Genomic DNA, 15,252 nt, shown 5'->3' on the forward strand with positions numbered 1-15,252 from the left:
TTCCGGTGTCCCCCTCCCGTGGCTACGCCTCGCGGGCGGCGATCAGCGCCGTGGCGTGTTCCTGGAGGGAACGCACGCCGACGTCGCCGCGGGTGAGCGCCTCGATGCCCTGGACGGCGGCCGCGAGGGCCTGGACCGTGGTCAGGCAGGGCACGGCGCGGGCGACCGCGGCCGTACGGATCTCGTAGCCGTCGAGCCGGCCGCCGGTGCCGTATGGGGTGTTGACGATCAGGTCGACCTGGCCGTCGTGGATGAGCTGGACGATGGTCTTCTCGCCGGCCGGGCCCTCGCCCTCGCTCTGCTTGCGCACGACGGTGGCGTTGATGCCGTTGCGCTTGAGGACCTCGGCGGTGCCGGAGGTGGCGAGCAGCTCGAAGCCGTGGGCGACCAGCTCGCGCGCCGGGAAGATCATCGAGCGCTTGTCGCGGTTGGCGACGGAGACGAACGCGCGGCCCTTGGTGGGCAGCGCGCCGTACGCGCCGGCCTGCGACTTGGCGTACGCCGTGCCGAAGACCGAGTCGATGCCCATGACCTCGCCGGTGGAGCGCATCTCCGGGCCGAGGACGGTGTCCACGCCGCGGCCGGAGGCGTCGCGGAAGCGGCTCCACGGCATCACGGCCTCCTTGACGGAGATCGGCGCGTCCAGCGGCAGCGTGCCGCCGTCGCCCTCCTTGGGCAGCATGCCCTCGGCGCGCAGCTGGGCGACGGTCGCGCCCAGCGAGATGCGGGCGGCGGCCTTGGCCAGCGGCACGGCGGTCGCCTTCGAGGTGAACGGGACCGTGCGGGAGGCGCGCGGGTTGGCCTCCAGGACGTAGAGGATGTCCCCGGCCATGGCGAACTGGATGTTGATCAGGCCGCGGACGCCGACGCCCTTGGCGATGGCCTCGGTGGAGGCCCGCAGCCGCTTGATGTCGAAGCCGCCGAGGGTGATCGGGGGCAGCGCGCAGGCGGAGTCGCCGGAGTGGATGCCGGCCTCCTCGATGTGCTCCATGACGCCGCCGAGGTAGAGCTCGTGGCCGTCGTAGAGCGCGTCGACGTCGATCTCGATGGCGTCGTCGAGGAAGCGGTCGATGAGCACCGGGTGCTCGGAGATCAGACCGGCGTGCCGGGTGAGGTACTCCCCCAGCGACGGCTCGTCGTAGACGATCTCCATGCCGCGGCCGCCGAGCACATAGGACGGGCGGACCATGACGGGGTAGCCGATCTCGGCGGCGATGCCCTTGGCCTCGTCGAAGGAGAAGGCGGTGCCGTACTTCGGGGCGGGCAGCCCGGCCTCGGTCAGCACGCGGCCGAAGGCGCCGCGCTCCTCGGCGAGGTCGATGGCCTCGGGCGAGGTGCCGACGATCGGCACGCCGTTGTCCTTGAGCGCCTGGGCGAGGCCGAGCGGGGTCTGGCCGCCGAGCTGGACGACGACGCCCGCGACGGGACCGGCGAGGGTCTCGGCGTGGACGATCTCCAGGACGTCCTCCAGGGTGAGCGGCTCGAAGTAGAGCCGGTCGGAGGTGTCGTAGTCGGTGGAGACGGTCTCGGGGTTGCAGTTGACCATCACGGTCTCGTAGCCCGCGTCGCTGAGCGCGAAGGAGGCGTGGACGCAGGAGTAGTCGAACTCGATGCCCTGGCCGATGCGGTTGGGGCCGGAGCCGAGGATGATCACGGCGGGCTTCTCGCGCGGCGCGACCTCGCTCTCCTCGTCGTAGGAGGAGTAGAAGTACGGCGTCTTCGCGGCGAACTCGGCGGCGCAGGTGTCGACCGTCTTGTAGACCGGGCGGACGCCGAGGGCGTGCCGGACCTCGCGGACGACGTCCTCGCGCAGGCCGCGGATGGCGGCGATCTGGGCGTCGGAGAAGCCGTGCCGCTTGGCCTCGGCGAGCAGCTCGGGCTCCAGCTCGGCGACGGCGGCGAGCTCGTCGGCGATCTCCTTGATCAGGAAGAGCTGGTCGACGAACCACGGGTCGATCTTCGTCGCGTCGAAGACCTCCTCCGGGGTGGCCCCGGCGCGGATCGCGGCCATCACCGTGTTGATCCGGCCGTCGGTGGGGACGACCGCCTTCGCCAGCAGCTCCGCCTTGTCGCCGGGCGCGGAGACGAAGTCGAACTGCGAGCCCTTCTTCTCCAGCGAGCGCAGGGCCTTCTGGAGCGCCTCGGTGAAGTTGCGGCCGATGGCCATGGCCTCGCCCACCGACTTCATGGTGGTGGTGAGGGTGGCGTCGGCGGCCGGGAACTTCTCGAAGGCGAAGCGCGGGGCCTTGACCACGACGTAGTCGAGCGTGGGCTCGAAGGACGCCGGGGTCTTCTCCGTGATGTCGTTGGGGATCTCGTCCAGGGTGTAGCCCACGGCGAGCCGGGCCGCGATCTTCGCGATCGGGAAGCCGGTGGCCTTGGAGGCGAGCGCCGAGGAGCGGGAGACGCGGGGGTTCATCTCGATGACGATGATCCGGCCGTCGTCGGGGTTGACCGCGAACTGGATGTTGCAGCCGCCGGTGTCGACGCCGACCTCGCGGATGATCGCGATGCCGATGTCGCGCAGCCGCTGGTACTCGCGGTCGGTGAGCGTCATCGCCGGGGCGACGGTGATCGAGTCACCGGTGTGCACGCCCATGGGGTCGAAGTTCTCGATGGAGCAGACGACCACGACGTTGTCGTTGCGGTCGCGCATCAGCTCCAGCTCGTACTCCTTCCAGCCGAGGATGGACTCCTCCAGGAGCACCTCGGTGGTCGGGGAGAGCGTGAGGCCCTGGCCGGCGATGCGGCGCAGCTCGTCCTCGTCGTGGGCGAAACCGGAGCCGGCGCCGCCCATGGTGAAGGAGGGGCGGACGACGACGGGGTAGCCGCCGAGCTCCTCGACGCCCGCGAGGACCTCGTCCATGGTGTGGCAGATGACCGAGCGGGCGGACTCGCCGTGGCCGATCTTCGCGCGGACGGCCTCGACGACGCCCTTGAACAGGTCGCGGTCCTCGCCCTTGTGGATCGCCTCGACGTTGGCGCCGATGAGCTCGACGTCGTACTTCGCCAGCACGCCGTTCTCGTGCATGGAGATCGCGGTGTTGAGCGCGGTCTGGCCGCCGAGGGTGGGCAGGAGGGCGTCGGGGCGCTCCTTGGCGATGATCTTCTCGACGAACTCGGGGGTGATCGGCTCGACGTAGGTGGCGTCGGCGATCTCCGGGTCGGTCATGATCGTGGCCGGGTTGGAGTTGACCAGGATGACCCGCAGGCCCTCGGATTTGAGGACCCGGCACGCCTGGGTGCCGGAGTAGTCGAATTCGGCGGCCTGGCCGATGACGATCGGGCCGGAGCCGATGACCAGGACGGACTGGATATCGGTGCGCTTAGGCACGCTGGCCCTCCATCAGGGAAACGAAGCGGTCGAACAGGTACGCGGCGTCGTGCGGGCCTGCTGCTGCCTCGGGGTGGTACTGGACGCTGAACGCCGGCTGGTCGAGCAGCTGGAGGCCCTCCACCACGTTGTCGTTCAGACAGACGTGGGAGACCTCGACCCGGCCGTACGGTGTGTCGGTCGCCGCGTCGAGCGGGGCGTCGACGGCGAAGCCGTGGTTGTGCGCGGTGACCTCGACCTTGCCGGTCGTGCGGTCCTGCACGGGCTGGTTGATGCCGCGGTGGCCGTACTTCAGCTTGTAGGTGCCGAAGCCGAGCGCGCGGCCGAGGATCTGGTTGCCGAAGCAGATGCCGAAGAGCGGCGTCTTCCGGGAGAGGACCTCCCGCATCACGGCGACGGGGCCGTCGGCGGTCGACGGGTCGCCGGGGCCGTTGGAGAAGAACACGCCGTCCGGATCGACGGCGTAGACATCCTCGGCGGTGGCGGTGGCGGGCAGGACGTGCACCTCGATGCCGCGCTCGGCCATCCGGTGCGGGGTCATGCCCTTGATGCCGAGGTCGACCGCGGCGACGGTGAAGCGCTTCGCACCGATCGCGGGGACGACGTAGGTCTCCTTGGTGGCGACCTCGGCGGAGAGGTCGGCGCCCTGCATCTCGGGGGCCTGGCGGACCTCGGCGAGCATCGTGCCCTCGTCGGGCAGGCTGTTGCCGGAGAAGATGCCGACCCGCATCGCGCCGCGCTCGCGCAGGTGGCGGGTGAGGGCGCGGGTGTCGATGCCGCTGATGCCGACGACGCCCTGGTGGGTCAGCTCCTCGTCGAGGGAGCGGCGGGAGCGCCAGTTGGAGGGGATCCGGGCGGGGTCGCGGACGACGTAGCCGGCGACCCAGATCCGCCGCGACTCGGGGTCCTCGTCGTTCACGCCGGTGTTGCCGACGTGCGGGGCGGTCATGACGACCACCTGGCGGTGGTACGACGGGTCGGTCAGGGTCTCCTGGTAGCCGGTCATGCCGGTGGAGAACACCGCCTCGCCGAAGGTCACCCCCACGGCCCCGTAGGCGCGGCCGCGGAAGGTCCGGCCGTCCTCCAGGACGAGTACGGCGGGGACCTTGGCGGTCCCCCTGGTGGAGGTCGTCATCGTGCGCCTTCCATGTCGTGGTTCGGGTGGTGCGGCCGGGTGAGTGCCTCGACCCAGGCGGGGTGTTCGGCGGCCCGGTCGGAGCGGAAGCCGGAGTCGATCTGCCGGTCGCCGTGCTCCCAGGTGATCACCAGCAGGCCGCCCTCGGTGAGGACCTTGCCGGCGATGCCCTTGTCGAGCCGGGCGCCGCGCACCCGGTCCGCGGGGATGAAGAAGTCCTGGGCACCGGGCCGTACGACGGCGACGCCCTGGTCCGTCAGGGTGAGCTCGGCGCGGCTGCGGGTGCCGAGGCCGCGCGCGACGATCCGGTCGAGCCACTGCCCGGCGGTGGTGGAGCCGTGGTAGCGGCCCGCCATGGTCAGCCGCGGCTCGGCGGCGGTGGCCGGGGCCGCGGGCAGCTCGGGCAGGTCGCCCTGGAGCGTGCCGCGCCACTTCCAGCCCTCGCGCATCAGCCAGTAGAGCAGCGCGATGAAGAGCAGCAGCCCGACGACCCAGCCGATCCGTGCGGCCCAGTCCGTGACGGCCTGGGACTTCTCCTCGACCGCCAGATTGATCAGTGCAGATGTCACGCGAGATTCCCGTCCACGACCGTCGCCCGTCCCCGCAGGAAGGTGTGGGTGACGCGTCCCGGCAGCTCACGGCCCTCGTAGGGGGTGTTGCGGCTGCGGGAGGCGAAGCCCGCGGGGTCCACGGGTCCACGGTAAGCGGAATCGACCAGGGTGAGGTTGGCAGGCTCTCCCGCGGCGACCGGGCGGCCGTGACCGGCGAGGCGGCCGATCTCCGCCGGGCGGGCGGACATCCGCGCGGCGACGCCCGCCCAGTCCAGCAGGCCGGTGTCGACCATGGTGTGCTGGACGACCGACAGAGCGGTCTCCAGGCCGACCATGCCCATGGCCGCGGCGCCCCACTCGCAGTCCTTGTCCTCGTGCGGGTGCGGGGCGTGGTCGGTGGCGACGATGTCGATCGTGCCGTCGGCCAGCGCCTCGCGCAGCGCCAGCACGTCGCGCTCGGTGCGCAGCGGCGGGTTCACCTTGTAGACGGGGTTGTAGGTCCGTACGAGCTCGTCGGTGAGGAGCAGGTGGTGCGGCGTGACCTCGGCGGTGACGTCGATACCGCGGGACTTGGCCCAGCGGACGATCTCCACCGAGCCCGCCGTGGAGAGGTGGCAGATGTGCACCCGGGAGCCGACGTGCTCGGCGAGGAGGACATCGCGGGCGATGATCGACTCCTCGGCGACGGCGGGCCAGCCGCCGAGGCCGAGCTCGGCGGAGACGACGCCCTCGTTCATCTGGGCGCCCTCGGTCAGCCGCGGCTCCTGGGCGTGCTGGGCGACGACGCCGCCGAACGCCTTCACGTACTCCAGGGCGCGGCGCATGATCACGGCGTCGTCGACGCACTTGCCGTCGTCGGAGAAGACGCGGACGCCGGCGGCGGAGTCGTGCATCGCGCCCAGCTCGGCGAGCTGCTTGCCCTCCAGGCCGACGGTGACGGCGCCGATGGGCTGCACGTCGCAGTAGCCGGACTCCTTGCCCAGGCGCCACACCTGCTCGACGACGCCTGCGGTGTCGGCGACGGGGAAGGTGTTCGCCATGGCGAAGACGGCGGTGTAGCCGCCGCTCGCGGCGGCCCGGGTGCCGGTCAGGACGGTCTCGGAGTCCTCCCGGCCCGGCTCGCGCAGGTGGGTGTGGAGGTCGACCAGGCCGGGCAGCAGGATCTTGCCGTCGGCCTCGATGACGGTGGCGTCGCCCGCGTCGATGCCGGTGCCCACCTCGGCGATGGTCTCGCCGTCGATGAGGACGTCCTGGGGCTCGCCGCCAAGGATCTTCGCACCGCGGATCAGGATCTTGCTCATGGTCAGTTGTTCTCCTCGGCATCAAGAGGCCGGCGCGAAGCGCCTCCATCAAGGGTGGCGGTGGACGACGGGTGGGGGGAAGTGACGGCCGGCTCGGAGCCGCCGAGCAGGAGGTAGAGGACGGCCATGCGGATGCTCACGCCGTTGGCGACCTGCTCGACGGCGGTGCAGCGGTCGGAGTCGGCGACGTCCGCGGTGATCTCCATACCCCGGTTCATCGGGCCGGGGTGCATCACGATGGCGTGTTCCGGCATCCGGGCCATCCGGTCGCCGGTCAGGCCGTAGCGGCGGGAGTATTCGCGCTCGGTGGGGAAGAAGGCGGCGTTCATGCGCTCGCGCTGGACGCGCAGCATCATGACGGCGTCGGACTTCGGCAGCACCGCGTCCAGGTCGTAGGAGACCTCGCAGGGCCACTGCTCGACGCCGATCGGCACCAGGGTGGGCGGCGCGACCAGGGTGACCTGGGCGCCGAGGGTGTGCAGCAGGTGGACGTTGGAGCGGGCCACCCGGCTGTGCAGGACGTCGCCGACGATCGTGATCCGGCGGCCGCCGAGGTCCCGGCCGAGCCCGGCGTCGCGCCCGACCAGGCGGCGGCGCATGGTGAAGGCGTCCAGGAGCGCCTGCGTGGGGTGCTCGTGGGTGCCGTCACCGGCGTTGACCACGGCGCCGTCGATCCAGCCGGAGTTCGCCAGCCGGTAGGGGGCGCCGGAGGCGTGGTGGCGGATGACGACGGCGTCGGCGCCCATGGCCTCCAGGGTCAGGGCCGTGTCCTTGAGGGACTCGCCCTTGGAGACCGAGGAGCCCTTGGCGGAGAAGTTGATGACGTCGGCGGAGAGCCGCTTGGCGGCGGCCTCGAAGGAGATGCGGGTCCGCGTCGAGTCCTCGAAGAAGAGGTTGACGACGGTGCGGCCGCGCAGGGTCGGCAGCTTTTTGATCGGCCGGTCGGCGACCCGGGCCATCTCCTCGGCGGTGTCGAGGATGAGGACGGCGTCGTCGCGGGTGAGGTCGGTGGCCGAGATGAGGTGGCGCTTCATCCGGATGCTCCGTGGTCGAGGAGGTGGGGGTGGGGATGGCGAACGGCGGGGCCGCGTCCGGGCATGCGGGGGCGCGGAACCGGCGGTCGCCGGGGCCGGAGGCGACCGCTACTGCTGGGCCGGGGCACTCTCGCGCACGCCGAGGAGCACGCTGTCGCGGCCGTCCTCCTCGGTGAGCTGCACCTTGACCGTCTCCCGCAGCGACGTGGGGAGGTTCTTGCCGACGTAGTCGGCGCGGATGGGCAGCTCTCGGTGCCCGCGGTCGACGAGGACCGCGAGCTGGACGGCGCGGGGGCGGCCGATGTCGTTCAGCGCGTCGAGCGCGGCGCGGATCGTCCGGCCGGAGAAGAGCACGTCGTCGACCAGGATCACCAGACGGCCGTCGATGCCGGGGCCGGGGATGTCGGTGCGGGCGAGCGCGCGGGCGGGGCGCAGCCGCAGGTCGTCGCGGTACATGGTGATGTCGAGGGAGCCGACCGGGGTCTTGCCTCCGGTGATCTGCTCGAGCTTGGCGGCCAGCCGGCGGGCGAGGAAGACCCCGCGCGTCGGGATGCCGAGGAGCACCACGTCGTCGGCGCCCTTGGCGCGCTCGACGATCTCGTGTGCGATCCGGGTCAGGACCCGGGCGATGTCCGGTGCTTCGAGCACGGGACGAGCGGCGGAACCGGCCTGGTTCACGTCACGGTTTGCGTCCATACGAAACGGACCCCCTTCTCCGCCTCACGGGACGGACATTAAAGGACGTCGGATTTACCTTTCTCACCGTACCAGGGTCCCGGACCAGGACCGGCCACCGCCCCGCACGGGGGATGCTGTGGACCATTCGGCTTGACGAAGTCAGATTACGCTGCGTAACCTCACAGTGAGTTACCAGCCACGCGGCAGAGCCGCAGATTGATACCGCGTCCGGGGAGCTTTATGTCCAGCGAATACGCCAAACAGCTCGGGGCCAAACTCCGCGCCATCCGCACCCAGCAGGGCCTCTCCCTCCATGGCGTCGAGGAGAAGTCCCAGGGCCGCTGGAAGGCCGTGGTAGTGGGCTCGTACGAGCGCGGCGACCGTGCCGTGACCGTGCAGCGCCTGGCCGAGCTGGCCGACTTCTACGGCGTTCCGGTGCAGGAACTGCTGCCGGGCACCACGCCGGGCGGGGCCGCCGAGCCGCCGCCGAAGCTGGTTCTGGACCTTGAGCGCCTGGCCCACGTGCCGGCCGAGAAGGCGGGTCCGCTCCAGCGCTATGCCGCGACCATCCAGAGCCAGCGCGGCGATTACAACGGCAAGGTCCTGTCGATCCGCCAGGACGACCTGCGCACCCTTGCCGTGATCTATGACCAGTCGCCCTCGGTGCTCACCGAGCAGCTGATCAGCTGGGGTGTGCTCGACGCCGACGCGCGCCGCGCCGTCCAGCACGAGGACGCCTGAGCCTCGGCTCGGTGAAGTCCCCGCCCTGACGGGCCAAAGCCGTGGGGCGGGGAGAAACCCTTCCAGGTTTCTCCCCGCCCCACGGCTTTTTACGTCTGTCAGCTCTCGTCGCGACGAAGGCTCGGCTTGAGGTCCTTGAACCGGCCGAGCAGACCGTTCACGAAGGACGGCGAGTCGTCGGTGGAGAACTCCTTGGCGAGCTGGACCGCCTCGTCGATCGCCACCGCGTCCGGGGTCTCGTCCTCCCAGATCAGCTCGTAGGCACCGAGCCGCACGATGTTCCGGTCCGCGACCGGCATCCGGTCCAGGTCCCAGTCGACCGCGTAGGTGGCGATGAGCTCGTCGATGCGGGAGACATGCTCCGCGTACCCCTCGACCAGCTGCATCGTGTATTCGTTGACCGGCGGCTGCCGGTCGTCGGAGCGCGAGTGCCGGACCCAGTCGGCGAGGACGTGTCGCACGGTGGTGCCGCGCTGATCGGCCTCGAAGAGGATCTGGAAGGCGCGCTTACGGGCCTTGCTGCGGGCGGTCACGGTTAGCTGTTCACCCGACCGAGGTAATCACCGGTGCGCGTGTCGACCTTGATCTTCTCACCCGTGGTGATGAAGAGCGGGACCTGGATCTCGTAGCCGGTCTCCAGCTTGGCGGGCTTGGAGCCACCGGTGGAGCGGTCGCCCTGGACGCCCGGCTCGGTGTGCTCGATGGTCAGCTCGACGGCGGCCGGCAGCTCGACGTAGAGCACCTCGTCGCCGTGCTTCGCGACGACGGCCTCGAAGCCCTCGAGCAGGAAGTTGGCGGCGTCGCCGACGGTCTTGCGGTCGACGTGCAGCTGGTCGTACGTGTCCATGTCCATGAAGACGAAGTACTCGCCGTCCATGTACGAGAACTGCATACCGCGCTTGTCGACGTTGGCCGTCTCGACCTTCACGCCGGCGTTGAAGGTCTTGTCGACCACCTTGCCGGAGAGCACGTTCTTCAGCTTCGTGCGGACGAAGGCGGGGCCCTTGCCGGGCTTGACGTGCTGGAACTCGACGACGGACCAGAGCTGGCCTCCGTCGAGCTTGAGCACCATGCCGTTCTTGAGGTCGTTCGTGGAAGCCACGGTTGCGGAATCTCCTGGACTGAAGCTGGGACCCCGAAGGCACGCGCTAGAGCGCGAGCAGCTCCTTGGTCGTAATGGTGAGTAGCTCGGGTCCGCCATCCGCCTCGGGGCGGACGACGAGCGTGTCATCGATCCGGACGCCGCCCCGCCCCGGGAGGTTGACCCCCGGATCTACGGTGACCGGCACGCAAGCGTCCAGTTTACCCATTGCCGAGGGCGTCAGCCGAGGGTCCTCGTCGTTTTCGAGTCCCACGCCGTGTCCGATGCGCGGTCCGAGCCTCTCACCGTGGCCCGCGGCCTCCAGCACGACCCGTGCCGCGCGGTCCACATCGCGGTAGGGAGTGCCCGGCGCGAGCTTCTCCCGGCCCGCCCGCTGGGCGGCGAACACCTGCTCGTAGAGCTCGATCTGCCAGTCCGCCGGGCTGGTGCCGATGACGAAGGTCCGGCCCACCTCGCTGCGGTAGCCACGGTAGTCGGCGCCCAGGCACACACAGAGGAAATCGCCCTCCTCCACCCGCCGGTCGGTGGGCACGTGCCCGGCCAGCCCCGAATTCGGGCCCGCGCCGACCGAGGTGGTGAAGGCCGGGCCCGAGGCGCCGTGGTCGATCAGGCGGCGCTCCAGCTCCAGCGCCAGATGCCGCTCCGTGCGGCCGACGAGGATCGACTCCAGCAGCTCGCCCAGCGCCTGGTCGGCGATCTCCGCGGCGATCCGCAGCGCGGAGATCTCCTCGTTGTCCTTGACCACCCGCTGCTGCTCCACGGCCGTGCCGAGGTCGTCCAGGCGCAGCCGGGGCGCGACCGAGCGCAGGGCGCGGTGCCGGGCGACGGTCAGGTGGTGCTCCTCGACGGCCAGCGAGCGGGCACCGGCCGCGGCGGCCCGCTCGGCCCCGGCGACGGCCGGGTCGCCGCCCGCCAGGGGCAACGCCTCCATCCGCAGGCCCTCGGCCGGGCGGTCGGCCGGGCCGCGCACGGCGAGGTCGCCCGGACACAGCAGGGTGTCCTCCACGGGCCCGACGAGCAGCGCGGCACCCGCCGGCGCCCCGCCCGCCAGATACCGGACGTTGGCGCCGCCGGATACCAGGGCGGCCTCGCTCCCGGCCGCCTCGCAGCGCTCACGCAGCCGCGCGCGGCGCGCCGCGTACACCTCGGACATGCCTCCGAGCGTACGGCGGAGTGCCGTGGCGGGCCGTTCCAGCGCGTCCGACCGGGCGCCTAGGGACAGCCGGGCGGCGCGGCCAGGGCGCGGGCGACCACGTCGTCCAGCAGGCGGGCCGTGGTGGCGACGTCCTGCTGGGAGTTGTCGATGATCGGCAGGCCGGAGCCGTACCAGCCGGCCATGCGGCCGTGGATCCGGGCGACTTCCTCGTCGCCGAGCCGGCGGTTGCCGGTGCGCTCGGCGTTGCGCTCCAGGACGATCTCCAGGCCGGGCAGCAGGACCACGGGCAGCAGCCCCGGCCCCACGTGCCGCTTCCAGCCGCCGAGGCCGACGACGGGCCGGTCGGGGAAGACGGCGTCGTCCAGGACGCAGGAGATGCCGTTGGCGAGGAAGTTGCGGGCGGCGAAGCCGCAGGTGCGGCGGGCGAGGCGGTACTGCGCCTCGGAGTGGTCGTTCCACCCGGACCGCGGGTCCGCGAAGCCGGAGCGCACCCACTCGCGCACGTCGTCGAGGCTGATGTGCGCCGTGGGCACGGCGCGGGTGTCCGCCCAGTGCCGTGCCACGGTGGTCTTGCCCGCGCCGGCCGGGCCGATGAGCAGCAGGGCCACGGCGGCGTGCGTCGCGGGCGCGGCCTCGGCGGCGGGCACGGTGAAGGCCGCGGGCATGGTGAAGGCGGCGGTGGCGTCCGGGCCGGGCGGGGGTGGTACGGGTGGCATCGGGGGGTGGGGCGGTGGCACCGGCGGTCCCCCAGGGTGCTGCATGCGGTTGGCACTCCGTCTCGTGCGGCGACTTGCGCGGCAGAGGCTATCCCCCGCCCGGCCCGGTCCCCTGTGTGGGGGTAGGGCCCGCCGGTCCCGTAGGAGCTGGTCGCGCCGTTCCCCGGGTCCCTCGCGGGGGCCGGGGCGGAGCCCCGGCCCCCGGTGAAGACGCCTGGGTCAGTCCCGCAGTTCCTCCGCCAGGGCGCGGAGCGCCAGCCGGTAGGACCCGATGCCGAAGCCGGCGACCGTGCCGCTGGCCACCGCGGCGATCACGGACGTGTGGCGGAACTCCTCGCGCGCGTAAGGGTTGGAGATGTGCACCTCGACCAGCGGCGCGGTGCGCTGGGCCGCGGCGTCCCGCATGGCGTACGAGTAGTGCGTGAAGGCACCGGGGTTGATGACCACCGGGATCCGCCCGTCGGCCGCCTCGTGCAGCCAGCGGACCAGCTCGCCCTCGTCGTTGGTCTCGCGGACCTCGACGTCGAAGCCGAGCTCCGCGCCGAGCTCCGCGCAGGCCGCGACCAGGCCCTTGTAGGAGGTCGAGCCGTAGACGTCGGGCTCGCGCGAGCCGAGCCGGCCGAGGTTGGGCCCGTTGAGCACGAGCACCCGGGCGCGCTCGCCGGCGCTCACGCGGCGATCTCCGCGTGGGCGGCGAGGAGCATCGCCGGGTCCGGGGATTCCAGGACGGTGGGCTTGGCGAGGCCGTCGAGGACGATGAAGCGCAGCCGGTCGCCGCGGGACTTCTTGTCGACCTTCATGGTCTCGACGAGCTTGGGCCACTGGTCGCCGCGGTAGGTCACGGGCAGGCCCACGGACTCCAGGATGGCGCGGTGCCGGTCGGCGGTCGCGTCGTCCAGGCGGCCTGCGATGCGGCCGAGTTCGGCGGCGAAGACCATGCCGACGGAGACCGCGGCGCCGTGCCGCCAGTTGTAGCGCTCGTTCTTCTCGATCGCGTGGGCGAGGGTGTGCCCATAGTTGAGGATCTCGCGCAGGCCCGACTCCTTGAGGTCGGCGGAGACGACCTCCGCCTTGACCCGGATGGCGCGCTCGATCAGCTCCGCCGTGTGCGCGCCCCGCGGGGTGCGGGCGGCCGCCGGGTCCGCCTCGACGAGGTCGAGGATGACCGGGTCGGCGATGAAGCCCGCCTTGATGACCTCGGCGAGCCCGCTGACGTAGTCGTGAACCGGCAGCGACTCCAGCGCGGCGAGGTCGCACAGGACGCCGGCCGGGGGGTGGAAGGCGCCGACGAGGTTCTTGCCCTCGGCGGTGTTGATGCCGGTCTTGCCGCCGACGGCGGCGTCGACCATGCCCAGCACGGTGGTGGGCACGGCGATCCAGCGCACCCCGCGCAGCCAGGTCGCGGCGACGAAGCCGGCCAGGTCGGTGGTGGCGCCGCCGCCCACGCCGACGATGACATCGGTGCGGGTGAAGCCGGTCTGGCCGAGCGCCTTCCAGCAGTAGGCCGCCACCTCGACGGTCTTGGACTCCTCCGCGTTGGGGAGCTGGATGGCGATCGCTTCGTAGCCCTGCGCGGCCAGGTCCTGGCGGAGCACCTCGCCGGTCTCGGCCAGCGCCTCCGGGTGGAGCACGGCGACCCGCTTGGCCTCGGTGCCGATCAGGCCGGGCAGCTCGCCCAGCAGCTGATGGCCGACCAGGACCTCGTACGGCTCGGAGCCCGCGCTGGCGACCCGGATGCGGGTGGGGGCGTCGGTCATGCGTTCCTCATTGCGTGGTGTCGGGGGTACGGTCCCGGGGCAGCGCCAGCGCGTCGAGCACGGCGTCGGCGACCTCCTCCGGGGTGCGGCCGCCGGTGGTGACGACGGCGCGGGCGACCTCGGTGTAGAGCGGGCGGCGCGCCGCCATCAGCTCCCGCCAGCGCTGCCGCGGGTTGACCGCGAGCAGCGGGCGCGGGGCGTCCAGGCCCACCCGGTGGACGGCGTCGGCGAGTTCGACGTCGAGGAAGATCACCGGGAGGCCCTTGAGCAGGGCGCGGGTGCCGTCGTCCATCACCGCCCCGCCGCCGAGGGCGAGCACCCCGGGGTGCTCGGCCACGGCGCTGCGGACGGCCTGCCGCTCCAGCTCGCGGAAGTGCGGCTCGCCCTCGTCGATGAAGATCTCCGGGATGGGCTTGCCCGCGGTCCGCTCGATGTCGGCGTCGGTGTCGCGGTAGCCGGTGCCCAGCCGCTGGGCGAGCAGGGCACCGATGGTGGACTTGCCCGCTCCGGGCGGGCCCACCAGCACGACAGCGGGAGGGGTCACTTGATGGCCAGGTTGTCGAGGTAGCCGCGGACGTTGCGACGGGTCTCGGCGACGCTGTCGCCGCCGAACTTCTCCGCCACCGCGTCCGCCAGCACCAGCGCCACCATGGCCTCCGCCACGATGCCCGCGGCCGGGACGGCACAGACGTCGGAGCGCTGGTGGTGCGCCTGCGCGGCCTCACCGGTGCTCACGTCGACCGTGGCCAGCGCGTGCGGCACGGTCGCGATGGGCTTCATCGCCGCCCGCACCCGCAGCAGCTCGCCGGTGGTCAGGCCGCCCTCGGTGCCGCCGGAGCGGCCGGAGGTGCGGCGGATGCCGTCGCCGGTGGCGACGATCTCGTCGTGCGCCTGCGAGCCGGGCACCCGGGCCAGGTCGAAGCCGTCGCCGACCTCCACGCCCTTGATCGCCTGAATGCCCATCAGCGCGGCCGCGAGGCGCGCGTCGAGGCGGCGGTCCCAGTGCACGTGCGAGCCGAGGCCGACCGGGACGCCGTACGCGAGCACCTCGACGATGCCGCCGAGCGTGTCGCCGTCCTTGTGGGCCTGGTCGATCTCGGCGACCATCGCCTTGCTCGCGTCCTGGTCCAGGCAGCGCACCGGGTCGGCGTCGAGGCGCTCGACGTCGGAGGGCCGGGGGTAGACGCCGTACGGCGCCTTGGCCGCGGCCAGCTCCACGACGTGGGAGACGATCTCGATGCCGGCCGTCTCCTTGAGGTAGGAGCGGGCGACGGCGCCCAGCGCCACGCGGGCCGCGGTCTCCCGGGCGGAGGCGCGCTCCAGCACCGGACGGGCCTCGTCGAAGCCGTACTTCTGCATGCCCGCGAGGTCGGCGTGGCCGGGGCGGGGGCGGGTCAGCGGGGCGTTACGGGCCAGCGCGGCGAGCTCGTCGGCGTCGACGGGGTCGGCGGACATGACCTTTTCCCACTTGGGCCACTCGGTGTTGCCGACCATGACGGCCACCGGGGAACCCATGGTCAGACCGTGGCGCACACCGCCGAGGAAGGTGACCTCGTCGCGCTCGAACTTCATGCGCGCGCCGCGGCCGTAGCCGAGGCGCCGCCTGGCCAGGTGGTCCGCCACCATCTCCGTGGTGATCGGCACACCGGCGGGCAGCCCCTCCAGCGTCGCCACCAGTGCCGGACCATGGGACTCTCCGGCCGTCAGCCAGCGCAACCTGCTCAACGGGACTCCTCTGCTCGCGCCT

At 72.0% G+C, this 15,252-nt stretch carries 15 protein-coding genes; 1 reads left to right on the plus strand and 14 read right to left on the minus strand.

Features of this window, described 5'->3' with window-relative positions:
* Window positions 1-22: 22 nt before the first annotated feature.
* From carB to pyrR, 6 genes are all read right to left on the minus strand, one after another.
* Window positions 23-3,334 (minus strand): carbamoyl-phosphate synthase large subunit, encoded by a 3,312-nt coding sequence (carB, locus tag ACH427_RS25175; RefSeq protein ID WP_398872771.1) that lies wholly within the window; start codon window positions 3,332-3,334, stop codon window positions 23-25.
* Window positions 3,327-4,469, minus strand: coding sequence for a glutamine-hydrolyzing carbamoyl-phosphate synthase small subunit (gene carA / locus ACH427_RS25180; protein ID WP_398872773.1), 1,143 nt, complete (start codon window positions 4,467-4,469; stop codon window positions 3,327-3,329). The genes carB and carA overlap by 8 nt, the downstream gene beginning before the upstream one ends.
* Complete coding sequence (locus tag ACH427_RS25185; protein ID WP_398872775.1) at window positions 4,466-5,038, minus strand: hypothetical protein; 573 nt, start codon at window positions 5,036-5,038, stop codon at window positions 4,466-4,468. Before ACH427_RS25185 ends, carA begins: the two co-directional genes overlap by 4 nt.
* Entirely contained in the window at window positions 5,035-6,321 is a 1,287-nt protein-coding gene (locus ACH427_RS25190; RefSeq protein WP_398872777.1) for a dihydroorotase, read from the minus strand. The genes ACH427_RS25185 and ACH427_RS25190 overlap by 4 nt, the downstream gene beginning before the upstream one ends.
* A 2-nt stretch (window positions 6,322-6,323) precedes the next feature.
* Complete coding sequence (locus ACH427_RS25195) at window positions 6,324-7,355, minus strand: aspartate carbamoyltransferase catalytic subunit (RefSeq protein ID WP_398872779.1); 1,032 nt, start codon at window positions 7,353-7,355, stop codon at window positions 6,324-6,326.
* Between the two features lie 108 nt (window positions 7,356-7,463).
* Complete coding sequence (pyrR, locus tag ACH427_RS25200; RefSeq protein WP_398872781.1) at window positions 7,464-8,051, minus strand: bifunctional pyr operon transcriptional regulator/uracil phosphoribosyltransferase PyrR; 588 nt, start codon at window positions 8,049-8,051, stop codon at window positions 7,464-7,466.
* 222 nt (window positions 8,052-8,273) lie between these two features.
* On the opposite strand from pyrR, the gene bldD reads away from it, so the two are divergent.
* A complete protein-coding gene (gene bldD / locus ACH427_RS25205) occupies window positions 8,274-8,774 on the plus strand; it encodes a transcriptional regulator BldD (protein ID WP_004948690.1) in 501 nt (166 codons plus the stop codon).
* A 98-nt stretch (window positions 8,775-8,872) separates the two neighbouring features.
* Here the strand turns inward: bldD and nusB are convergent, their stop codons facing one another.
* The 8 genes from nusB to aroC all read right to left on the minus strand — a co-directional run bounded on the left by nusB (window position 8,873) and on the right by aroC (window position 15,230).
* Entirely contained in the window at window positions 8,873-9,307 is a 435-nt protein-coding gene (nusB, locus tag ACH427_RS25210) for a transcription antitermination factor NusB (protein ID WP_398872784.1), read from the minus strand.
* A gap of 2 nt (window positions 9,308-9,309) precedes the next feature.
* Window positions 9,310-9,876: an elongation factor P gene (gene efp, locus ACH427_RS25215; RefSeq protein WP_398872786.1), complete on the minus strand. Its 567-nt coding sequence runs from the start codon at window positions 9,874-9,876 to the stop codon at window positions 9,310-9,312.
* A gap of 46 nt (window positions 9,877-9,922) precedes the next feature.
* Window positions 9,923-11,029: a M24 family metallopeptidase gene (locus tag ACH427_RS25220; RefSeq protein WP_398872788.1), complete on the minus strand. Its 1,107-nt coding sequence runs from the start codon at window positions 11,027-11,029 to the stop codon at window positions 9,923-9,925.
* 59 nt (window positions 11,030-11,088) lie between these two features.
* Window positions 11,089-11,793 carry an AAA family ATPase gene (locus tag ACH427_RS25225; protein WP_398872790.1) on the minus strand — a complete coding sequence of 235 codons (705 nt, stop codon included), beginning with the start codon at window positions 11,791-11,793 and terminating at the stop codon, window positions 11,089-11,091.
* Window positions 11,794-11,967: 174 nt separating this feature from the next.
* Complete coding sequence (aroQ, locus tag ACH427_RS25230) at window positions 11,968-12,420, minus strand: type II 3-dehydroquinate dehydratase (RefSeq protein ID WP_398872792.1); 453 nt, start codon at window positions 12,418-12,420, stop codon at window positions 11,968-11,970.
* On the minus strand, window positions 12,417-13,505 hold the full coding sequence (aroB, locus tag ACH427_RS25235; RefSeq protein WP_398872794.1) for a 3-dehydroquinate synthase: 1,089 nt from the start codon (window positions 13,503-13,505) through the stop codon (window positions 12,417-12,419). The genes aroQ and aroB overlap by 4 nt, the downstream gene beginning before the upstream one ends.
* Window positions 13,506-13,512: 7 nt before the next feature.
* A complete protein-coding gene (locus ACH427_RS25240) occupies window positions 13,513-14,049 on the minus strand; it encodes a shikimate kinase (protein WP_398872796.1) in 537 nt (178 codons plus the stop codon).
* On the minus strand, window positions 14,046-15,230 hold the full coding sequence (gene aroC / locus ACH427_RS25245) for a chorismate synthase (protein ID WP_398872798.1): 1,185 nt from the start codon (window positions 15,228-15,230) through the stop codon (window positions 14,046-14,048). The genes ACH427_RS25240 and aroC overlap by 4 nt, the downstream gene beginning before the upstream one ends.
* Between the last annotated feature and the right edge of the window lie 22 nt (window positions 15,231-15,252).

Origin of the sequence: Streptomyces sp. NPDC020379 (assembly GCF_044387105.1) — a bacterium.
Taxonomy (GTDB): Bacteria; Actinomycetota; Actinomycetes; order Streptomycetales; family Streptomycetaceae; genus Streptomyces.